This window comes from Streptomyces spiralis (assembly GCF_014654675.1).
GTDB classification, from domain to species: Bacteria; Actinomycetota; Actinomycetes; order Streptomycetales; family Streptomycetaceae; genus Streptomyces; species Streptomyces spiralis.
This window is the reverse complement of record NZ_BNBC01000023.1, coordinates 34799-56504: the sequence shown is the minus strand read 5'-3', so window position 1 is coordinate 56504 and position 21706 is coordinate 34799. Positions and strand designations below refer to the sequence as shown.

Here is a 21706-nt window from a genome sequence, read left to right as displayed (position 1 = left end):
CCATCACGCCGTCAGGAAGCGGACGGCACCGAAATCCCTTCCTCCGCAGCCGGGTCATGCGGAAACCCGGCTGCGGAGTCGGGAACGGCGGTATGGGGGGAGAACCGTCCGCCGTCCAAAGTCTCCGAACAGTTTGTCCGGAGGCCCCGGACAGTAGCCGAAAGGGAAGGAAAAACGCAAACAATCCAACTCCGACATTCGTTCAGAGTCGCACTGCTGTTCATTCCCCTGCCCCCACCAGCAACGATCGCCCCAACAGGGCGGCATGGAGGCTGAGTTCTCGCGGCGCTTGCGCCGGTTCTTGTACGACTTTCCCAGCCGGCCGCGGCACGGCGGCGGCGTCAGGCAGCGCAAAAGCGAGAAAGATCCCGTTCCTTCAGCCGCACTCAGATCCTCAGCTGACGGTGAGCCTGTAGACCGTCAGCAGGGTTCCTTCGACACGGACATGGAAATCGGGCAGACCTGTGCCGAGTTCGGGAACGGCCTTGTGAACGGCCTGAAGTTCCGCGGCACTGAGAACGGCGGCGGCAGCCTTGAACATGTCGGCCAACGTCGCCTCCGGCACCCGCCGGAGCGCGTCCGAGGAAAGCAGAACCACCGCCTCGCCGGTGCTGCTGCGCACGGCAGCGGTCACGGGGGCCCCTTGGACGACAAGCACCTGCTACCCCTCTCGCCAGCATGGCCTTTCCAAGGCACCGGATCCTGGCACGGCAGGAGGATTCTCTGGCTCTTCCGGCTCTTGCGGCTCTTCCCGCGACCGTGAACCGCGTTGCAGCCACCGGATTTCGAGAAGATTCCGCCGAGCTTAGCGGGAGAGCCACGGCCGGGTGGGCGCACCCGGCGGGTGTGCATATGCTCGAATACGCAGGCCGGTGGGGACACGGATGCCTGGCGGCCGCCGGCCGTACGGCCCGTATGACACGGACCGTACGGCCCAGACAGCCGGCCGTGCCAGGTCAGCCGGGCGATGACGTCCCTTACCGGGACGGCGACTTGGCGCCGGGAACGACCGGCCGGTATCCGAAGATCCGTGAAAGGACCGCCTGAGCGAGAAGCGGGGTCATCCGCGTCCCCGCCAGGTGTGCTTGCTCGTCGGAAGAGGCCCTGGGTCCTCGGCCGCGTCGATCTCCTCCTGGAGTTCGATCGCGTGAACGATGCTCCCGTTCAATGTCCTGCGGATGATGGGATCGGTGATGCCCCATGCGGTCATGGCCTCCTCCGGAGAAAGTGTCCGCGAAGCGGTCTCCTTGATCTCCCGTCGCGGCGCTTGAGGCCCGCGCTGTTCGGGAATGAGGCCGCTCTCCACCAGAATCCTGCGGTGATCGAGGTTGAGGACCGTTGCCCAGGTCGTCAATTGCGAGGGCAACGGCAGGGTTTTGCCGTCCAGTGTCCGGCTGACGGTGGTCAGGCTCAGGCCGGTCGCGACCGCCAGTTGCGCCCGGCCGCCCTGTCGCCGGCGAACGTCATATCCGGCCGCTGTCGCCGCGCCGGTGAGATAGGCGCCGACCCGCCGCGCCTGGGCCTGCCGGTCGGTCCGGCTTTCGTGGGGGGAATCTTCCACACTCCGCATGCCCGGAGAGTAGCGCGAAGGCATGATGGCACACGCCAGTTGCACGCGTGCACCTTTGCAGGTCACAACCTAGATCGGCATTTGTGCAGGCCACATCGCGAATCTCGTATCTGTGTGCGAATCAAAATACCCTTGCGTCACTTATGCCCGGCAACTTGCATATGTTGCACGCGTGTGGGTTAGCCACACGGCTGCACGTTGCTGAGGGGGTCTTTTGACCATGCTCCGCCTCCACATGGCCACGCTCCTGGCAAAGGCCGGGGAGCTCGGTGACCAAAGTGTCGCCGACATGGCGCAGCGCACCGGGATCAGCAGATCGACGCTCCACCGGCTGGCGGCCGGAACGAAACAGCCCAGCCTGGCCACACTGTGGACGCTGCGAGACGCATACCGCGTCCGGCTCGACGCGCTCGTCTACGACGACATACAGACCCTTCAGCGCAGCAGCCTTTCACAACAACACCACGCGCCCTGACCGGACGGGCACCGCCCGCGACATCAGGAACCCGGCCGGCCCGCATCCGGATGCGAACCGGCCGCGCCGACCCAGCCGTACCGGCGACCCAGCCATGACGGCAACCGGCTCCGGGTCGCCCTCGGCCACCGGCGGCCCGCACACGGGGCGTCGCACCGCTCGGCCCGCCCGAAAAATCCCATATATCCACGATCAGGAGCACCCTTGACCACTCAGGTTCACCCCGCCCCGGACGGCGGCACCACGGGGGAAGAAGCACTCATCATCCGGGCCCAGCAAGGCGATCGCGAGGCGTTCGCCGAGCTGTACCGCAGGCACTACGGACTGATCGCGACGCTCATCGGCCAACGCGTCAGATCCAACTCCGCCCTGGCCGAAGACCTCACCGCGGACGTCTTCATGAAGGCATGGGCCAAGATCGCCACTTTCACCTGGACCGGTAAGTCGATCCGTGCCTGGCTGTGCACGATCGCGCGCAACGTGGTCGCCGACCACTTCAAGACCGCCGCGGCACGCCACCTCACCTTCGTCGACCACAGCACCCTCCTGACGGACGCCTGGGCGCCGCTGGTGAGCAACCCCGAGGACACCGTCCTGTCCTCGCTCGCCCTCGACGACCTGCACAACGCCCTGTCCGAGATCACACCCCGCCAACAGGCCGTCATCCGGCTGCGGTTCCTGGGCGGGATGTCCGTCAGCGAGACCGCCCGCACCCTGGGCACCACCGACGCCGCCGTCAAGACTCTGCAATGGCGCGCCCTCGGCTCCCTGCGCAAGGCCTACGCGGGAGCCGCCGCATGAGCCCCACCTTCGGCAAGAACATGGACGTCGAGCAGGAACTGATGGCACGGCTCGGTGAACTCGCCCGCGCCTTCATCGCCGATCTGAACGCACAGGGCCGCCTGGTCGAGATCGGCGGCGCCGAAGCCCTCAGGCATCTGCGGGAGCAGCACGACAGGCAGCAGGCCCTGCCACGGACCCACCCCGGTGGCGCGGAGGCCACCGAAGCCGCGGCGCGCCTGGTACCGCAGGCACCCACCGCCCTGTGGGAGGCGATCACCACGCCCCCCACCAGCCAGATCCCACCCAGCACCCTGGACGCGTCCCACCCGCTGCACCTCCTCTACGCCCCCCACAACAGCCCGCACATGCCCGACCGGGACAACGCCCCGGACAACGCCCCGACCACCGCGTACGGCACCCGGACAGAGGAATCGCACGGCACTCACGACAGCACCATGGCCCGCGATGGCCACAACGACGACGGGCAGCAGGCAAGCCATGAGGATCAGGGGCAGCAGGCAGGCCACGAGGAGCGGGAGAAGCACGCAGGCCAGGAGAATCCGGGGCAGCAGGCAGGCAGCGAGGAGCGGGAGCCGTCGGCGGCCGCCCGAACGGCAGCCAGGCTGCGGACCGAACACGCCGGCCGCCTCGACGTCACCCGGATCACCGCGGATCACGAACGCGTCAGCGTCCACATCCAGGCCCTGTCACTGGCCGACTGGGAATACTGGCTGACCGCGATCGGCGCACCGGTGAACGCACCCACCCACCGCGCCGAAGGGGCCCAGACCGCCACCGGGCACCTGGACGGCGTGGAGATCCACCTCACCGCGGACGCCGTGCCCCGCCTGCTGGACGAAGCGGCCCAGAAAGCCACCGAGCCCTACTGTCTCGCAGGCCGCGTCTACGACCTCGCGCTCCCCCACACCGACCGTCACGGCCAGACATGGCACTACCACGGCCAACGCCAGGAGGACGACACACCCTTGCTCACCCTCCACGGCACCGGCAGCCCGCCCTACCCCCTGACGTCCATCCTCACCGCCAACGGACCTCTCATCCCGAGCCCCGCATCCCCGGACCGGGACACGGCGGACGGCCACTGAACACCGGCCACACCACGAGAAACCCCCCACGCCCCCACACAGGGCACAGCCGGACGGCAGGGTAGCGCACGGTCCCGGACGGGAAAAAGGTGCAGAACGTCCCGGCGGCAGCGCCGTTAGACTCAACGACAGGCGGTGACTGCTTCTGCACAGGAAGAACCGGCGTGCCCAACACACTGCAGGAAATGATCAAACACAAGCTGGACCAGAACGGCTGGTCCTACAGCGATGTGGCGCGTCGCGGCGGCATCTCCCGTTCAACGGTCCACCACCTGGCCACCTCCGCGCGACTGGCGCAGATGCCCCAGCAGACCACACTGGAAGGTCTGGCAAAGGGCCTGGGCATCCCCCTCCCGCCTGTGCAGCGGGCCGCCGCCGAGGCCGCCGGCGTCAACTTCTACCTCCACGACGCGCCTGAGGCCGCCGACCCCGAAGTGGCCATTCTCATCGCCAGCGTCCACAAACTCAGCCCGACCGACCGTCGGCACGTGGCCGTCCTCGTCGAATCGCTGCTGCGCGCCGATCAGACCCGATAGCGGCGCGCGAGCGTTCCTGGCGGGCGGGTGCCTTCAGGCACGTCACAGGGGACGCGGAAGCATCCGTGCCGCGTTGATCCAGTCGATGACCGCCTGCACGGTGACACCGTCGAGTTCGGCCAGCCGGAAGACGGCCTGCACATCAGCGGCGTCCAGCGGCCGGCACACCGAGTCCAACACACCATAGAGCTGCACCCGATGGGCCTGGGTGGTGGAGGAGTGCTGCCCGCTGTGGAGGCCGGCTCCATCGATGGGCAGAGATGACGTCGTATCCAATTGATCCCCCTTTGAAGTGGGTGGAGCTGCACCGGCCGACGACTCACGCGGGCCGGGCGAAGTGGTCGAAGGTCTTGCTGAGCCGGTCCTCGAGGGCTCGTGCGTCGGGCCAGGGTGACGGCCCGTCAAGTTCGCGGTGAACGCTGTCCCAGAAGGCGTTGACGACGGCATGGTCGTACCAGTTGCCCGCTGCTCCGTGCGCGGGCGCGCATCCCAGCGCACGGGCACGTTCGGTGAAGGAGCAGACCATGGGGCTGCGTTGGGCATTGCGGCCCGCCTCGTCACCTCCGTCGGCCCCGTCACCCCCGTCGGCTCCCACGGTGCCTGCGGCCCGGGTGATCGCCGCCATGACAGCGCGGTGGACGAGGAGCCGGTCCGCCGACTCCGCGGTGCTCCAGCCCATCAGGCTGCGCGACGCGGCGTCCAGGACCACCGCCGAGTACAGAGGACGCCGGCGTGTGGTGAAGGCCTGTACGTCGACGATCCAGCGGTCTCCCGGAGTACGGGCTCCCGACTGCCGGTCCGGTGCGTGCAGCCGTCCTGTCCTCCCGCAGATCCCGGCTCGTTTCATCAGCGACTCCACGGTCGCGTGGCTGACGCTGACGCCGTAACGGCACAGAAGTTGCTGCCCGATCCGGCGGTACCCGAACGCGCCCCCGGATTCCCGGTGGATGTCGACGATCACCTCGGTCAGCCAGGCCCGGCGCAGTTCCCGCGGGGAGGGAGTGCGTGCCCGCCAGGCGTAATACCCGGACTCCGACACATCCAGCAGCGCTGCGGCCCTGCGCACCGGAAAGCCCCGCGCCACCACACGGGCAATCACCTCGTACCGCCTTTTGGGGGCACCACCTGCTTCATCACGGCGATCGCCTCCCGTAGCAAATCGATCTCCCCCTCCAACTCACCGATACGAGCGCGGGCGCGCGCCAGCTCCGATGCGGACACGCGAACGCGCCGCCACCGGTACACGGTCTGCACGGAAACACCCAGCTCCCGTGCCACCTCCTGGACCGAATGCCCGTCACCGACCAATTGCTCAGCACGCACACGCAGTGCCGCCGGATACGAACTGCTCACCGGATCCCACTCGTTCACGAACACTGCCGAAAGGACGGACGGAACACGCGCTGTCGCGTCCGTCCACGCCCGTCACGGGAAACGGGCGGAAGTCGCTGCGCCGGCCCCGCCGTTCAGAGTCTCCGGACGGATCGTCCAGAGATCCTGGACAGTAGCCGAAAAGGAACCGTCACCGCAAACCTTCCATTTCAGACATTCGTTCAGAAGTGTGCACCCGTTCCCCTCACCGAGCAGGGGCGAGAACCGCCTCCACACGGCACGCCGCACACCCGACACAGGGCGACACGCAACCGGCTCGACACCGCCGCCACCGCAGCGGGCCGGCACGCCTCTTCCGTCGAGAAAGGCGCTCCACGACAACCAGGGCAGCACCGACACGTCCCCTCGCCCCCGCCCGCCAGACCACGGCACGCTTTCTCACTGCACCACTCCAAAAAAGACGGGGCATTTTCAAGGAATGCATTAACACCGTCGGACCTATTTCTCTGTGCGATTACAAACCCCCCTGGTCGTCCGTGAATTCACCTGGTCGGATGCAGCACTCGCGGACCCGCGTGCATTCCCGTAAGAGTTCCCTGACCACGCCCGCTGAGCTGCAACTTTCCACATCTCAGGCTCACTTTTCACGCATTGACGGCGACTCAGCCCGCCCGGGAATTGCGATCGATTTGATGTAGCGTCACGTTCCGCACCAGGGCAAAACCGGCCCTGATGTTCGAAAGGAGATCAGGTGAAGACCATTGCTAAGGCAGCCGTAGGCGCGCTCCTGGCGGCCGGCGCTGTCATGGCCCCCCTCTCGATGGAGGCAGCCGCCGCCCCGCTGCCGACGGTGAAGGCGGTGGCGCCCGCCGTCCACCTGGGCATGCACAACCACGCCCCCAACCACCGCGCCTACAACTACCACCACACCGGTGAACTGCGGAGGCACTGCTACAACAACCGCTACGACTACTGGCGTCACAGCTACCGCGACGACTGCCGCTACGACGGCTGGGGCTGGGACTGGGACCGGTACGACAACCACCGCAACCACCGGGACTGCGACGACTACTACTGGCGCCGCTGACCCCACGACAGACGAGGCCGCCCGCCGTCAGAAACCTGACCGCGGGCGGCCCCGCCATGTGCCGGATGCGTCGCCCAGCCGATCGACGATGTCCTCGGCCGATCAGGTCGGCTGGACGGCGACCAGACAGATGTCGTCGTCGGTGTCGGCGATGTCGCAGGACAGCAGATGGTCCAAGTAGTCCTCGAGGCCGTCCACCGCGCGGCCGGCGGCGGTGAGCAGCGTTCGGAGGGCTTGGTCGATGTTCCCGTCACGGCGCTCGATCAGGCCGTCGGTGTACATCAGCAGGATGTCCTGCGGCCGCAGCTCGTGCTGGGTCTCCTCGTACGAGGCCTCGTCGACGGCGCCGAGCAGCAGTCCGTCGGGCGGTGTGAGGGCTTCGGCCTTCCCTCCGCCGACCAGAACCGGGGGCATGTGTCCCGCATTGGCCCAGCACAGGGTGCGGGCGACGGGGTCGAACAGGCCGCAGACGACGGTCGCGGTGACCTGCTCGGTGAGACAGCAGGCGACGGTGTTCAGCCAGGAGAGCAGCCGGCCCGGCCCCGCGCCGGTGATGGCCAGGCCGCGCAGGGCGTTGCGCAGGACGACCATGCCCGTCGCGCCGGCGATGCCGTGGCCGGCGATGTCACCGACTGTGAGCAGCACCCTGTCGTCGGGCAGAACGACGGCGTCGTACCAGTCTCCGCCCACCCGCTGGTCCTCCTCCGCCGGGCGGTAGCGCACGGCGACCCGCAGACCTGCCCTGGAGACCGGCTGGACCGTCGGGGGCATGATCGCCCGCTGCAGCTGCCGGGCCAGGCGGCGACGCTCCGCGGCCTGCTCCTCGGCGCTGGCCAGTCTGTCCTGGGTGGCGGCCAGCGCGACCTCGGTCCAGGAGAGGCGGGAGATGTCCTGGTAGGCGCCGCGTACCGCGACCAGGAGCCCGGAGGCGTCGCAGACGGGTTCGGCGACGAGGCGCAGGTGGCGGACCACCCCGTCGGCACGCCGGAGCCGGAAGGTGACCGCGCTCTCCTCGCGCTGGTGCAGCACGGTGCGCAGAAAGCGCCTCACGGCGCCGGCGTCGTCCGGGTGCGCATGTCCGGGGAGCTGGTGCAGCGGCACCGGGGCGGTGCCCGTCGGCAGCCCGTACAGGGTGGACAGCTGCTCGGTCCAGGTGATCTCACCGGTGGTCAGGTTCTCCTCGAAGGCACCGATCCCGCTGACCCGCTGGGCGTGCTGGAGCAGGTCGGCCCGCCGGGCGTCGCCGTCCGGGAGCCGCCAGCTGAGCAGCACCACGTCGCCGAAGCGGGCCAGCCCCACGGCGGCGACCATGGGTGGTGGCGCGGGGCTGCCGGGGAAGGTGAGCACCGTGCTCTGGTCGCGGTAGGGGGTCCCGGTGTCGTGCACCCGCTTGATCCGCTCGAACAGCCCGCCGTCCGCGGCGAACAGCGGATATGCCTCCAGCAGCGGCAGCCCGGTCAGCGAGGAGGGTGGACGGCCGGCGGGGTCGGTGAAGCGCGCGTTGGTGTGCTCGATGACGAAGTCGGTGATCCGGCCGTCGCGGTCCCGCAGCGGTCGTAGCAGCGCGGCGGAGTCCAGCACACCGTCGAGCAGGGCGACGAGGCAGCCGGCCGTCCCGTCGGCCGGGCTGCCCGGCTCCACATCGTGGCCGGACAGCGACAGGGCGCACAGCCGCGCCAGGGCGTCCAGCTGCCGCGGCAGTGCGGGGTAGGTGCCGGGACCGGTGGGGCCAGGCCAGTGGATCTCCAGGACGCCCACGCGCCGACCGCCGTCCCGGGCGGGTACGACTGCTCGTGTGCCGCTGGTGCCACCGCCGAGAGTGGGTGGCAGCGAGCCGCCGGCCTCGGCGGTCCACAGGGTTCGGTCCTCGGTGACGGCCCGCTGGGCCAGGGCGCCGACTCCGGGCGGGACGTAGCGCCAGCGGGCGGCCTCGGCGGGGCCGAACCCGGCTTCTCCCGCGAGCGTGAGCGAGCCGTCGGGGGCGGCCGACCAGACGGCGGCGGCGGTGGCGCCGAGTGGCCGCAGGGCCCGGTCGAGGAGGGCGCGGGCGAGGGCCTGGGTGTCGTCACCGGCCAGGATGGCCGCGGCCTCCGTCGTGCGCAGCCGCAGGGCGGTCCCCTGGATCCGGGGCTCCGCGGCTTCCTCCGCCGTCCGGCCGGTGCCGGTCGGGGGCTGCGCGGCGTGGACTTCCGCGGCGGCGCAGGCGATGGTGTCCGAGGCGGCCTCGCCGACGATGTCGGCGGCCAGCTCGGGCAGGGCCGTCCGGGCGTCGGAGGCAAGCCGTCGCAGCTGCCGCGCGGCCTCGGCCGGAGCGCAGTTGAGCCGTTCCACCAGGACGCCCTGGGCGAGTTCCACCAGAACCCGGGCCTCGCTCTCCTGCCGCAGGGCGCGGTTCTCGGCGCTCAGCCGGTGGACGGTGGCCGCCAGCCTGGCCACCCCTGTCTCACCGCGCCCCGCGGGAGGCGCGGCGGATCCGGAGGGGGACCGCTGCCGCTCGGGCTCGTGCTGCTGCTCCGCCATGGCACTGCTCCTCGGGCGGGTACGCCGCGGGCGACTGCTCGCCGCGTATCCCCCACCAGCACATCACAGGTCGAGCCAACGGCGCATGCAGTGGACCAGCTGCTGGGCGTCGACGGGCTTGGGCACGTAGTCGTCGGCTCCCGCGGCCAGGCATTTCTCCCGGTCGCCGGACATGGCCTTGGCGGTGACCGCGATGATCGGCACACGGCGGGGCCCGGGCAGGGCCCGGATCGCAGCGGTGGCGGCGTAGCCGTCCATCTCCGGCATCATCACGTCCATCAGGACCAGGTCGACGTCCTCGTCGGCCACTGTCTCCACGCCTTCCCGGCCGTTCTCGGCGTGCAGGACCCGTATGCCGTGCAGTTCCAGGATGCCGGTGACGGCGAAGACGTTCCGGGCGTCGTCGTCGATGACCAGTACGGTGCGGCCGGCCAGCGGATCGGCCTCTTCGGCCGGGGCCTGCGGACCGGTGTCCGGTGCGGGGACCAGCGTGCCCTCGGCGGGGAGCTCCGCGGTGAGGTGGAGCGCGCCCTGGACCGCGGGATGCACGGTCGGCAGGTACAGGGTGAAGCAGCTTCCCTCGCCCTGGGTGCTCCGGGCGTGGATGGAGCCGCCCAGCAGGTAGGCGATCTCGCGGCAGATGTACAGACCCAGTCCGGTTCCTCCGTACTTGCGACTGGAGGTGCCGTCGGCCTGCTGGAAGGCGCCGAAGATGCTCTCCAGATGCTGGTCCGGGATGCCGATGCCGGTGTCGCTGACCCGGAAGGCCAGGGCCGGCCCGCTGTGGCGGACGGAGTCGGGCAGATCGGCGTCGGTGGTCTCGGCGGGTTCGATCCGCAGCTCGACCCGGCCCGCCTCGGTGAACTTCACCGCGTTGGAGAGCAGATTCCGGAGCACCTGGCGCAGCCGGGACTCGTCGGTGACCAGCTCGGAGGTGTCTTCGGTGGCCGTGACGACCTGGAACTCCAGACCCTTCTGGGAGGCCACGGGGCGGAAGGTCGTCTCCAGATAGTCCAGCAGCTGACGCAGGCGGAAGCGCTCGGGGCTGATGTCCATCTTCCCCGCCTCGACCTTGGACAGGTCGAGGATGTCGTTGATCAGCTGAAGCAGGTCGGACCCGGCGGAGTGGATGACCTCCGCGTACTCCACCTGCTTCGAGGTGAGGTTGCGGCCGGGGTTCTGGGCCAGCAACTGGGCGAGGATGAGCAGGCTGTTGAGCGGGGTCCGCAGTTCGTGGCTCATGTTGGCCAGGAACTCCGACTTGTACTTGGAGGCGCGGGCGAGCTCCCGGGCCCGGTCCTCGAGCTCCTGCCGTGCATGCTCGATCTCCAGGTTCTTCGTCTCGATGTCGCGGTTCTGGCTGGCCAGCAGCGCGGCCTTGTCCTCCAGCTCGGCGTTGGAGCGCTGCAGTTCCTCCTGGCGGACCTGGAGCTCCTCCGAACGGGCCTGGAGCTCGCCCGCGAGGCGCCGGGACTCGCCCAGGAGCTCGTCGGTGCGGGCGTTGGCGATGATGGTGTTGACGTGGACCCCGATGATCTCCATCAGCTGGTCCAGGAAGTCCCGGTGCAGCGGGGTGAAGCGGCCGGTGGAGGCCAGCTCGATGACGCCGAGCACCTGCTCCTCCGCGGTGACGGGCAGCACGATGAGGCTGGCGGGGGCCGCGCTGCCGAGACCGGAGGAGACGGTGACGTAGTCGGCCGGTACGTCGTCCACCGCTATGGTGCGCCGGCTGCGGGCGGCCTGGCCGACCAGTGACTCGCCGAGCCGGAACCTGGTGGGGCGAGGGGAGTTCTCGGGGCGTCCGTAGGAGTCGATGAGGCACAGCCGTAGCCCTTCGAGGGTGCCCTCGGAGAGGAAGAACGCGCCGTACTGCGCGGAGACCAGCGGCACCAGCTCGTCCATGACGAGCCTGGCGACGTCGTCGAGGTCGCGGCGGCCCTGCACCTGGCGGGAGATCCGGGCCAGGTTGGTCTTGAGCCAGTCCTGCTCCTGGTTGGCCCGGGTGGTCTGCCGCAGGGACTTCACCATGGCGTTGATGTTGTCCTTGAGTTCGGCGACCTCGCCGGAGGCGTCCACGGTGATGGAGCGGGTGAGGTCGCCCTCGGCCACGGCACTGGTGACCTCGGCGATGGCGCGGACCTGCCGGGTGAGGTTGCCGGCCAGCTCGTTGACGTTCTCGGTGAGCCGCTTCCAGGTGCCGGAGACGCCCTCCACCTCGGCCTGCCCGCCGAGGCGGCCCTCGCTGCCGACCTCGCGGGCCACCCGGGTCACCTCAGCGGCGAAGGAGGACAGCTGGTCGACCATGGTGTTGATGGTGGTCTTGAGTTCCAGGATCTCGCCGCGGGCGTCCACGTCTATCTTGCGGGTGAGGTCGCCCTCGGCGACGGCGGTGGTGACCTGGGCGATGTTGCGGACCTGGCCGGTCAGGTTGTTCGCCATGGAGTTGACGCTGTCGGTGAGGTCCTTCCAGGTGCCCGCCACGTGCGGCACCCGGGCCTGGCCGCCGAGGATGCCCTCGGTGCCCACCTCGCAGGCCACTCTGGTCACCTCGTCGGCGAACGCGGACAGGGTGTCGACCATGGTGTTGATGACCCCGGCGAGGGCGGCCACCTCCCCCTGGGCCTCGACGACGATCTTCTGGGAGAGGTCGCCCCGGGCGACGGCGGTGGCCACCTGCGCGATGGAACGCACCTGGCCGGTGAGGTTGTACGCCATGACGTTGACGTTGTCGGTGAGGTCCTTCCAGGTGCCCGAGACCCCGCGGACGGTGGCCTGGCCGCCGAGGTTGCCCTCGGTGCCCACTTCGCGGGCCACCCGGGTGACCTCGTCGGCGACCACCGAGAGCTGGTCGACCATCGTGTTGATGGTCTCCTTGAGCTCGAGGATCTCCCCGCGGGCGTCCACGGTGATCTTCTGGGAGAGGTCGCCCCCTGCCACGGCGGTGGCCACCTGGGCGATGTTCCGCACCTGAGTGGTGAGGTTGCCCGCCATGGCGTTGACCGACTCGGTGAGGTCCTTCCACGAGCCCGGCACGTCCGTCACCTGGGCCTGCCCGCCGAGACGGCCCTCGCTGCCGACCTCGCGGGCCACCCGGGTCACCTCGGAGGTGAACCGCGACAGCTGCTCCAGCATGCCGTTGAAGACGGTGGCGATCTCGCCGAGCAGCCCGCCGCCGTCCTCGGGGATCCGGGTACGGAAGTCGCCGTCCCGGACCGCGGTGAGACCGGCGAGCAGGCGGTGCAACCCGGCCTCGTCCATCTGGCAGACCGCACTCGTGGATCCGTTCCGCGCGGCCGCTCGGGAAGCCTCAGCCATCTCCGCTCCCGCCGTACTGATCCGCCTCCCGGCCGGGCGGCCGGGAGGCTGCCTGCAGGTGGCGGCCCCCGGCCAGCCCGGAGGCTGCGCGGCGGCCGCACCGTGTCTCCAGTGTGCCGCCGACGGACAGGGCCGGACAGCGCACGCCGGCGACCGTGGCCGGTCGGCCGCCGCCGGGCGCCTGGCGGCCGGCCGGTGCCGACCCTGACCGCGCAGGGGCGATCAGTGGGTGTGGCACGGGGACGCTACCCGGCGGACTCGGTAAGGGACCCGGCGGACTCCGTGAAGGACCCGGCGGGCTCCGCGAGGGACTGTTCGGCCCAGATGACCTTGCCGTCACGGGTGTGGCGGGTGCCCCACCGCCGGGTGAACCGGGAGATCAGGAACAGGCCGCGGCCGCGCTCGTCGGTGGTCTTCGAATGGCGCAGGTGCGGGGCGGTGGCGCTGGCGTCGAAGACCTCGCAGATCAGAACGTTGTCGACGATCAAGCGCAGCCGCACGGGTCCGGGGCGACGATCACCGGAGCGAGACGGCCCGCGGTGGCCGTCGCGCACTGCCCGGTGACCGCCCGCGGCACGGCCCGCGGCCCGCCCGGATTCACCCGACCGGCGGCGTGTCCCGGGAGGCCGGGCCCCGCCTCCTGGCAGGTCGGGGGCGCGCCCGTCGCCCGCGGAGGCGGCCATCCGATTGCGGGGCGGGCGCGGCCAACTTAGCTTCAGGGCGTCGGAGTTCTCCGACAAAGCCGACATAGGTCTTATGTCGGCCATCCCAGGCATTGAACGGAGCATTCATGTCGGTCATGACCGGTAGCCAACCCCTGCAGCAGTACGGCCCGCAGATCGGCGGCCCGCAGCAGCAGATCGCGCAGGTGGTCCAGCAGTCGATCCAGCAGGCCTGCCAGCAGGCGAGCCACCAGGTGGCACAGCGCATGCAGCAGACGCTGCAGCAGATCCAGCAGGTCCAGCAGCAGCTGCAGCACCAGGGCTTGGCCCACCAGGCGCACCCGTACATCGCCCTCGCGCTGCACCACACGCTGCACACGGGCATCCGCCACGCGGTGGAGCAGTCGGTGCAGCAGGCGCTGCCGGTCGCGATCGTGACCCTCCTCCAGCAGAGCCAGCAGGGTCAGCACCAGCAGGGCGGTCAGCAGCCGTGGACCGGCGGGTACGGCCCGCAGTCGTTCGGCCAGCCGTTCCCGCAGTACCCGCAGCCCGGCTACGGCATGGGCCCGATGGGCGGCCAGCCCTTCGGCATCGGCTGACACCCGGCGGCGCGCGATGCGGTGTGCCCAGGACCGGTTCCCGGGCACACCGCATCACCGTGGAAGCGCGAGCCGCCCCGCACCGGATCAGGAGCACAAGGACGACATAGCCGTGGTGAAGGTGGACGCAATGGTCAAGGAAAGGCCCGGGAACAACCGCGCGAGCGGGTCCGGGGGCGCGGGGGCCGGTGGGCCGGGCGCCGAGGGCAAAGCAGCGGGGCCACGTGAGAAGGGCGCACCGCCACCGATCGCGGTGCGGCCGCGCCGGGAGCGGTACATGGTGACGCCGCTGGCGCAGCATCAGCTCCCGCCCGGGGTCCCCGAACTCGGCATGGACGCGGTGTGCGACGCGCTGGAGCGGATGCCCGAGGTCACGGTCGTCCGCAGGCTCGGGACGCCCGAGAAGCTCCGGTCGGCCGGAGTGCACCCCTCCTGTCCGGAGATCGCCGTCGTCGAGGCGGCCGAGGCCCAGGTGCCGGCGATGCGATCGCTGCCGGTGCACATCGAACCCGATCTGCCCCTGTCCGCGACGCTGCCGCTGTCCGCGACGGGCCCCGTCACCACGCAGATCTCGGGCACGCTGCCGCTGCGCGATCCGGGACTGGTCATGCCACTGGACCGGCCCGTCGAGATCTCGCTGCGCGTATGCGGCCCGGACGGCGAACCGCTGGCCGGTGCGGGGGTGTTCCTGATCGGGTCGACCTGGCCGTGCCAGGGCCTCACCGGGGCCGACGGCACGGTCACCGTCTCCCTGGCGACGGAGACCGAGCAGTCCGTCCAGTCCCTGTACGTGCGCCCCTCGAGCGGGTACGCGGACTGCTGGATCCCCCGGCCCGACCTTTCGGCGACCAAGGAGAACCTGGTCACCCTCACCCCGTTGGCCGAGGTGTACCCGGAAATGGAGCAGCGGCAGCAGTACGGCTGGGGCCAGCAGGCCATGCGGCTGGACCGGCTGCCGCCCACGTTCCGCGCCTTCGGCATCAGGATCGCGCTCATCGGCTCGGGCGTCAGTGACGAGCACCCCGATCTCAAGGAGCGGGTGCGCTCGGGTGCCGACTTCGTCCGTGGGACGGACGACGGCTGGGCGAACGACACGGTGGGCAGCGGCACCCACGCGGCGGGCGTCATCGCCGGGGCGGACACCGGCAAGGGCGTCATCGGCATCGCGGTCGACGCGGAGATCGAGGTCTGCCGGGTGCTGCCCGACGGGCGCTTCAGCGACCTGATCGCCGCCGTGGACCACTGCATCGAGCGGGAGGTCGACATCGCCCACATCGCGGTGGCCGCCCCCTACCCCTCGGCGCTGGTCGCACGCAAACTCGCCGACGCGGCCGCGGCGGGCATCGCCTGCGTCGCCCCGGCGGGCGACACCGGCGGGCCGACCGCGTTCCCGGGCTCACTGCCGACCGTGTTCGCCGTGGGCGCGCTGGGTGCCTACGGCTCCTACCCGCAGGACACCTCCCAAGCCACCCACTGCGGACCGCAGTTGACACCGGAGGGACTCTGCGCGGCCCCGTTCAGCTGCTACGGCCCCGGGGTCGACGCGGCCGCCCCCGGCGTGGCGGTCCTCTCGTGCGCGCCGCGCGGCGGATACACGGCCCTCGACGGCACCGGCACGGCCTCCGCCCATGTCGCCGGTCTCGCGGCCCTCGTCCTCGCCCACCACGAGAACTTCCACGGCCAGTTGCTGCCCCGCGGGCCGGGCCGGGTACAGCACCTGTTCGACATCATCTCCTCCAGCTGCCGACCCCTGGCCGCACCGGGAACGATGGACGCGGCCCGCGTCGGACGCGGCCTGCCCGATGCTCTCGTCGCCCTCGGCCTGACCCCCGGAGCGCAGCCCGCTCCGGCGTCGTCTCCCTACGACTCGTCCATGGCCGGTTAGACCCGTGCGGGCCTGACGACGCACGACGGCACCCGCCTCGAGGGAAGAGCGGGTGCCGCCGGCGGGCGCTCGGCGCTCGACCCCTGGGCCACCCCTGGCACCCACCCTGCGGGCTCGGTGGCAGGATCGGTGTATGGGCACCGAGACGGACTGGGTGTACCGGGTGGACGAACCGCACGGCTCGGCGGGCTGGCGCCCCTACAGCAGCGACCCCGAACGATGGCGCGGGAGGATCACCACCGACGATCCCGCCGAGGACGCCAAGTACGCCGCCGCCCTCGTCGCCACGGCCCTGGTGGCCGAATGGAAGACGAACGCCGCCCCCGACGTCCAGCATGTGCGGATCCTCGTCTGGCGGGGCGAGGAGGGCCCCGACGCGGATGCGGTCTTCACGGTGGAGATACGACCGGAGATCGACCGCGGGTGACGAAGAGTGACGCACGGGGCCGCACAGGGCCGTACGGTCGCCGCTCCGTGGCCCGTTCCGTCCGAAGACGACCGGCCCGGGGACGGTCGGTCGGCGCCGCCCGGTCGTCTCCGTGTCCATCACCCGTAGGGACGTCACCCGACCGGAGCAAGCAACGCAAGGTGCGGCCCGAGTCGCGGGAACAGTGGGGTTCAGGAGCCGTGCAGACCCGCTCTGCCGGGGTCGGCGGTCCCGGCCGCACCTGACGGCCGGTTCATCTCAGGGCATCCGCTTCTTCTGCGGGTGCCCTGTCTGCCGTTACGACCCGACAGGAGTGGGTGAAGTGGAGAAACGGGAGGTCCTCACCGGCCTCGACGCGGCGGGCACGTCGAGTACGACCAAGTCGGTGATGAAGAAGCTGCCCGAGGTCACCGTGGCGTTCTGGATCATGAAGATCGCCGCGACCACCCTGGGCGAGACGGCGGGCGACCTCTTCGCTCAGACCCTGAAGCTCGGGTACTTCCTCACCACGATCGCCCTGTTCCTGATCTTCGTGGTGACGTTGGTGGTCCAGCTGCGCTCGAGCCGCTACAACCCGTTCTTCTACTGGACCGTGATCCTGTCGACCAGCATGGCCGGCACCACGATGTCCGACTTCATGAACCGCGACGCCAGCGCGAAGTACCTGGGGGACGGGGCCACGTCACTCGGCTGGGGCCCGCAGGGCCTCGGCCTGGGCTACCCGGCGGGAGCGGCGATCCTGGTCTCGATCCTCCTGGCCGTCTTCCTGGCCTGGAAGCTGAGCGGGATGACGTTCCAGATCCGCGACATCGTCACCTTCAAGGGCGAGGCCCTGTTCTGGTCGGCGATCCTCGTGTCCAACACTCTCGGCACCTCCATGGGCGATTACCTGTCCGACAGCTCCGGCCTCGGCTACGCCGGTGGTGCCCTGCTGGTGACCGGGATGCTCGCCGTCCTCGCGGTGCTGATGAAAGTGCCCGCGGTCCCGAACGTGCTGCTGTTCTGGATCGCCTTCGTCCTCACCCGTCCGCTGGGCGCCACCGCCGGCGACTTCCTCACCAAGCCGGCCGCCCATGGCGGCCTGGACCTCGGCACCATTGGGTCGTCCGCCGTCCTGCTCGCCGTCCTGCTCGGCCTGATGGCCTACGCCCAGGCACAGGAGCGCCGGACCACCGCCGTCACGCCGTAGAAGGGCCGGGGCACGCGGCCGGCCTGCCGAGCGCGGTGCGGCCCGTGCTCACCCGGCGCGCCGTCCGGCGCGGAGGACGCTCAGATAGCGACGCGGTACCCGGTCGCCCATCCGTGTGCGGATGCGCTCGGCGACGGCGTCGAGCAGGGGCTCGCGGACGTCCCGGGCGAGTCCTCGGTACAGGGACGTCGAGCGGAGGAGATCGGCGAAACCGGCCCCGTCGAGCCACTGGACGGCCGAGTACCAGCGCACGGTCGTCGGCCCGAACAGGCCGCCGGGGTCGTCGACCAGTCCCCAGCCCTTGTCGGTGCCGCGCACGTCGTCCTCCAGCGGCGGATGCCCCCAGCCCGGGTTTCCGGGGCTGAACCGCTCGTGGAGATCGGCGGTCTCGGCGTACACCTCCGGCTCTCCCGGCCGGCGGACGACGACGTTGCCGAGCAGTGCCATCCAGCCTCCGGGACGCAGCACGTCGTGGGCCCGCCGCCAGCCGATCGACGGGTCGACCCAGTGCCAGGAGGACGCGGCCACCAGGACGTCGAAGCGTCTGCCCCGGTCGTCCCACTCCTCGAACGTCGACGTCTCGAGGCGGACGTTGCCGAAGGCTGCGGTTCTCCGGCGAGCCAGTGCGGCCATTCCCCCGCCCGGCTCGACGGCGGTCACCGAGCATCCGAGCGCTGCCAGCGAGCGCGTCGCCTGACCGGTACCGCAGCCCACCTCCAGCACCGACGACGTCTCGTCCAGGCCGGTGACGCGGGCAAGGTCCGCGAACAGCTCGTCGGGGTATCCCGGCCGGACCCGGTCGTAGAGCTCCGGCACCTCGTCGAACAGCCGACCGAGGTCGTGTCGATTCGGCGGCATCTTCGGATCACCGGGCATGGGCACACAAGCTATGCGGTTCCGCCACGGGGGCGCCACCGGTTTGCCGGGGAAGCACGGCCGGCCGGGCTTTTCGCACCCGGCACGTCCGTGTCCCGTATCTCCGCGTGGCCGTGAAGTCAACCGTTGACCTGCGGGGTCACTGCTGCAATCTTGGCGGGCAACAGCTCATAGCAAGCGCTTTCCGACCCCGCTCCAAGGTCGGCACTTCCGCGTCAAGGGGGACGCAATGACGGATCCCACCCTGCCCGACGGCACCGGCACCGCCGCGCCGGCCCGCCCGTCGGCCGGCACCGCCCGCCCGCCGCTCTTCTCCGGGCACCACACCCATCTGTGGGGCTTCCTGCTCTTCGGCTGGGTGGTCAGTTACGCCGACCGCACGGTGACCGGCCCGGTGATCTCCTGGATGATCGAGAACAAGGCCGGCTTCATCGGCGACACCTCGCATCCGGCCGCGCTGGGCGGCCTGATCGGGTCGATGTTCTTCACCGGCTACATGCTCACCCAGTACGCGGGCGGACGCCTCGGCGACCGCTACGGACACCGGGAGATGCTGGTCGTCTCGCTGCTCTGGGCCGGGCTGATGACCCTGGCGTCGGGGCTGGCCGGCGGCTTGATCGGGTTCGTGGTGGCCCGGGTGCTCACCGGGCTGGGCGAGGGCGTCTTCTACTCCAACGACCGGGTGCTGATCATCACTCACACCCCGCCCGCGCGTCGCACCCTGGGGCTCGGCGTGGTCCTGTCCGGTCTGTCGATCGGTCTGACCGTGGGCGTACTGGCCACCCCTCATCTCATCGACTGGGGCGCCGGTTCATGGGGCATGGGCGGCCGGGCGTGGAGCATGCCGCTGTACGTGTTCGGCGTCTGCTCCCTGCTCGTGGCGGCGGCGACCTGGGCCTTCTTCCGGGCCCGCGGCGACAGCCCGCTCCGGCTCGGGGCGCCCCTGCGGCGGCTGATCGCCTACTCGATACCGGCCGCCGTGGCGATCATCGCCCTCTTCCTGGCCGCCGACGCGTTCGGCTGGTCCGAGTGGCTCACCGCGATCGGCTCGGGCGTGCTCTTCGCGGCGATGGTCACGATCGTGGTCCGCGGCATCGTGCGGGCCGGACATGCGGCGGCCCTGCTCAACCGCAATGTGTGGCTGGTCTACACCGGCTTCATAGCGGTCATGTGGAACCTGTGGTTCTTCTCGTTCTGGTCGGTGCAGATCGTCGCCGAGGCCGCCCACAGCAGCCTCACCTCCGCCGCCCTCACCGCCGCGTTCAACGCGGGGGCCGGCATCATCGGCTTCCCCGTGGGCGGCTGGATCGCCGACCGCCGAGTACGTGCCGGCAAGGGCCGTAAGCCCCTCGCGGTGACCTGCGCCGTGGTCCACACGCTGCTGGCCGGCGCGTTCGGCGCGAGTCTGCTCGCGGACAAGCCGTCCCTGCTGCTGCTCGGCCTGTGCCTGTTCTGCTCGGGCCTCTTCTTCAACGCCCTGCAGCCCATCGTGCACAGCATGCTGGGCGACCTCGCCGCCGAGGAGCACCGCGGTTCCCTGTTCGGCCTGTTCAACCTCGTCGCCGAGATCGGAGCGGTGGCCAGCCCGGTGGTCAGCGGTGTCCTGCGGGACGCCACCGGCAGCTGGGCCCCCGGAGTCTTCACCGCGGCCGGCGTGATGGCCGTCTCGGTGGTGCTCTACTCCCTGGTCCGGGAACGGATACCAGCCTCCACCGCATGACCCTTCGGGGTGCCCGGTCCCGCCCGGGCACCCCCGTCGTCCGATGTCACCCGCGTCGCGCAGGCCCGTGAGCCCGGCCTGATCGACGAGACGCCCCCTAGGCGGGGAAGCCGTACCGCCCCCGCAGGCGGACGAAATGCGCGGGTGTGAGGATGCGCTCGCGCTCCAGCCCCGTCGCCGTGCGCAGGAAGCACACGACCTGCTCCCGGCCGCCCGGCCCGATGGGTTGTACCAGGCGGCCGCCCTGGCGCAGTTGCCCGGCCAGCGGCTCGGGTACCTCCGGGAACGCGGCGGACACGATGACCGCGTCGTACGGGGCGCGGTCCGGCACCCCACCGCTGCCGTCCCCGACGCGCGGCTCTACGTTGCGAATCCCCTGCCGGGCGAGGTTGCGCCCGGCCTCCTCCGCGATGTCCGGCCACATCTCGATGGTCACGACATCCGCGGCCAGCCGGGCGAGCAGCGCGGTCTGGAAGCCGAGGCCGGTACCGATCTCCAGCACGTGCTCGTCCCCGCTCAGGCCAAGGCCCGCGATCATCATGGCGGAGAGCGAGGGCTGTGTGGTCACCTGCGCGTGCCCGATCGGGAGGGGTACGTCGTCGTAGGCGTACGCCTGGTGGCCTGCGGGGACGAATGCCGCGCGAGGCGTCGCCCGTACGGCCTGGAGCACGCGCTCGTCGGTGACGCCGGCCTCTCGAACGGCCCGCACGAGCTCCTCGGACGGAGGGTCGGCTTCGGTCATGTCCGCTGCCTTCCGTGCGCCGGCCGGAGGGAGCGTGCGCCGTCGGGCCCACCGCCGAAGGCGCCCCGGCCCTGGACGCTCCTTCTCCTGTTCCCGGACATTCTCCAACGCCTCTCCCACCTGCTCAATCGGCGTCCCTGGGCCATGCCCGGCGCCGAGAGCGAGCCGGAGATCCCACCGCTGCCCCCTCCGGCCCGCGGGGTGTCGCCGGACACACGCTGCCCCCGTGACGTACGGCAGCCCGCGTGTCAAGCAGCGACCCGCCTTCGCGAGGGGTGAGGGCGCGTCAGGAGATCACCTCGAAGGGCTAATTGTCAGTCAATCTGCTAAATCTCTTGGGGATTTGAGGTTCCGTCAGTTCACGGTCAGGCGGCGTGCGGGAGTCCGGATTACCCCGATCGGCCCTCTCCCTCCAGCACTTCCGCTCTGCCCGAAATGACAGCCATGGGGGGCGTCATTACGTTCGATCACACCGGCCGCAAATGCCGGACGCTCTGACTTGGAGACAGGAGAAGCAGTGCCATGATCATGAACCGCTCCCACGCGATCACCGCGGGTCTCGCGGCCGCCGCGGCCCTGGCCGCGACCGGCATCACCTACGCCTCGGCCGCCTCCGCGCCCGAGGCCGCCCCCGCCGCGATCCAGCAGGCCCCCGTCCAGGCCCCCATGGGCGGCGAGGGCGGAAACAACAACAACAGCAAGGGCAACGAAGGCAACAACAACAACCACGGGAACCGCGGCGGCAACCGCCACCACGAGGACCGGGGCTGGATCCACATCAACGAGCGGTCCTTCTCGTCCCACACCCGGGGCTGCGCGGTCATCGTCAGCGGCCTGGGCTCCACGAGCCTGAACATCCGCAACGACAGCCGCAAGACTGTG

The 21706-nt window shown here is 70.4% G+C and carries 19 protein-coding genes and 2 pseudogenes; 11 read left to right on the top strand and 10 right to left on the bottom strand.

Annotation, left to right across the window (positions count from 1 at the left end; all coding sequences use genetic code 11):
* Positions 1-394 precede the first annotated feature (394 nt).
* The gene (locus IE318_RS23230) at positions 395-634 is read right to left on the bottom strand and encodes a hypothetical protein (RefSeq protein ID WP_189903328.1); all 240 of its coding nucleotides are present in this window, start codon (positions 632-634) and stop codon (positions 395-397) included.
* Positions 635-1060: 426 nt separating this feature from the next.
* Positions 1061-1570, bottom strand: coding sequence for a transcriptional regulator (locus IE318_RS23225; protein WP_189903326.1), 510 nt, complete (start codon positions 1568-1570; stop codon positions 1061-1063).
* Between the two features lie 235 nt (positions 1571-1805).
* Between IE318_RS23225 and IE318_RS23220 the strand changes: the two genes are divergently transcribed.
* From IE318_RS23220 to IE318_RS23205, 4 genes are all read left to right on the top strand, one after another.
* Complete coding sequence (locus IE318_RS23220; protein WP_159007043.1) at positions 1806-2045, top strand: helix-turn-helix domain-containing protein; 240 nt, start codon at positions 1806-1808, stop codon at positions 2043-2045.
* A gap of 204 nt (positions 2046-2249) precedes the next feature.
* Positions 2250-2846 (top strand): RNA polymerase sigma factor, encoded by a 597-nt coding sequence (locus IE318_RS23215; protein WP_030176068.1) that lies wholly within the window; start codon positions 2250-2252, stop codon positions 2844-2846.
* On the top strand, positions 2843-3934 hold the full coding sequence (locus IE318_RS23210) for a BN159_2729 family protein (protein WP_189903324.1): 1092 nt from the start codon (positions 2843-2845) through the stop codon (positions 3932-3934). The genes IE318_RS23215 and IE318_RS23210 overlap by 4 nt, the downstream gene beginning before the upstream one ends.
* A 164-nt stretch (positions 3935-4098) precedes the next feature.
* Positions 4099-4470: a helix-turn-helix domain-containing protein gene (locus IE318_RS23205; protein ID WP_030176073.1), complete on the top strand. Its 372-nt coding sequence runs from the start codon at positions 4099-4101 to the stop codon at positions 4468-4470.
* Positions 4471-4512: 42 nt separating this feature from the next.
* Here the strand turns inward: IE318_RS23205 and IE318_RS23200 are convergent, their stop codons facing one another.
* The 3 genes from IE318_RS23200 to IE318_RS23190 are packed head-to-tail and all read right to left on the bottom strand — an operon-like array spanning position 4513 to position 5847.
* Positions 4513-4746 (bottom strand): hypothetical protein, encoded by a 234-nt coding sequence (locus IE318_RS23200; RefSeq protein ID WP_159007045.1) that lies wholly within the window; start codon positions 4744-4746, stop codon positions 4513-4515.
* Between the two features lie 43 nt (positions 4747-4789).
* A complete protein-coding gene (locus IE318_RS23195; RefSeq protein ID WP_189903323.1) occupies positions 4790-5569 on the bottom strand; it encodes an IS3 family transposase in 780 nt (259 codons plus the stop codon).
* Positions 5566-5847: a transposase gene (locus tag IE318_RS23190; protein WP_051844453.1), complete on the bottom strand. Its 282-nt coding sequence runs from the start codon at positions 5845-5847 to the stop codon at positions 5566-5568. The genes IE318_RS23195 and IE318_RS23190 overlap by 4 nt, the downstream gene beginning before the upstream one ends.
* A gap of 706 nt (positions 5848-6553) precedes the next feature.
* On the opposite strand from IE318_RS23190, the gene IE318_RS23185 reads away from it, so the two are divergent.
* Positions 6554-6889, top strand: a complete 336-nt coding sequence (locus IE318_RS23185; protein WP_189903321.1) for a hypothetical protein — start codon at positions 6554-6556, stop codon at positions 6887-6889.
* Between the two features lie 102 nt (positions 6890-6991).
* Here IE318_RS23185 and IE318_RS23180 read toward each other — a convergent pair whose 3' ends face one another.
* The 3 genes and pseudogenes from IE318_RS23180 to IE318_RS23170 all read right to left on the bottom strand — a co-directional run.
* Positions 6992-9409 carry a SpoIIE family protein phosphatase gene (locus IE318_RS23180; RefSeq protein ID WP_189903319.1) on the bottom strand — a complete coding sequence of 806 codons (2418 nt, stop codon included), beginning with the start codon at positions 9407-9409 and terminating at the stop codon, positions 6992-6994.
* A 63-nt stretch (positions 9410-9472) separates the two neighbouring features.
* Complete coding sequence (locus IE318_RS23175; RefSeq protein WP_189903317.1) at positions 9473-12724, bottom strand: HAMP domain-containing protein; 3252 nt, start codon at positions 12722-12724, stop codon at positions 9473-9475.
* A 245-nt stretch (positions 12725-12969) separates the two neighbouring features.
* Positions 12970-13230 (bottom strand): annotated as a pseudogene (locus IE318_RS23170) (ATP-binding protein); the annotation flags it as partial.
* A 293-nt stretch (positions 13231-13523) separates the two neighbouring features.
* Between IE318_RS23170 and IE318_RS23165 the strand changes: the two are divergent.
* From IE318_RS23165 to IE318_RS23150, 4 genes are all read left to right on the top strand, one after another.
* Positions 13524-13985: a hypothetical protein gene (locus IE318_RS23165; RefSeq protein WP_189903313.1), complete on the top strand. Its 462-nt coding sequence runs from the start codon at positions 13524-13526 to the stop codon at positions 13983-13985.
* Between the two features lie 277 nt (positions 13986-14262).
* On the top strand, positions 14263-15870 hold the full coding sequence (locus IE318_RS23160; RefSeq protein ID WP_229903702.1) for a S8 family serine peptidase: 1608 nt from the start codon (positions 14263-14265) through the stop codon (positions 15868-15870).
* 133 nt (positions 15871-16003) lie between these two features.
* Positions 16004-16297 (top strand): hypothetical protein, encoded by a 294-nt coding sequence (locus tag IE318_RS23155; protein WP_189903309.1) that lies wholly within the window; start codon positions 16004-16006, stop codon positions 16295-16297.
* Positions 16298-16619: 322 nt separating this feature from the next.
* A complete protein-coding gene (locus tag IE318_RS23150; RefSeq protein ID WP_189903307.1) occupies positions 16620-17486 on the top strand; it encodes a COG4705 family protein in 867 nt (288 codons plus the stop codon).
* A gap of 48 nt (positions 17487-17534) precedes the next feature.
* On the opposite strand, the gene IE318_RS23145 is transcribed toward IE318_RS23150, so the two are convergent.
* Positions 17535-18362: a class I SAM-dependent methyltransferase gene (locus IE318_RS23145; RefSeq protein WP_229903701.1), complete on the bottom strand. Its 828-nt coding sequence runs from the start codon at positions 18360-18362 to the stop codon at positions 17535-17537.
* A 229-nt stretch (positions 18363-18591) separates the two neighbouring features.
* Here IE318_RS23145 and IE318_RS23140 point away from each other — a divergent pair, with 229 nt between their 5' ends.
* Positions 18592-20082: an MFS transporter gene (locus IE318_RS23140; RefSeq protein WP_189903306.1), complete on the top strand. Its 1491-nt coding sequence runs from the start codon at positions 18592-18594 to the stop codon at positions 20080-20082.
* A gap of 97 nt (positions 20083-20179) precedes the next feature.
* On the opposite strand, the gene IE318_RS23135 is transcribed toward IE318_RS23140, so the two are convergent.
* Positions 20180-20824, bottom strand: a complete 645-nt coding sequence (locus tag IE318_RS23135; protein ID WP_189903304.1) for a protein-L-isoaspartate(D-aspartate) O-methyltransferase — start codon at positions 20822-20824, stop codon at positions 20180-20182.
* Positions 20825-21346: 522 nt separating this feature from the next.
* Between IE318_RS23135 and IE318_RS23130 the strand changes: the two are divergent.
* A pseudogene (locus IE318_RS23130) lies at positions 21347-21706 on the top strand (hypothetical protein); the annotation flags it as partial.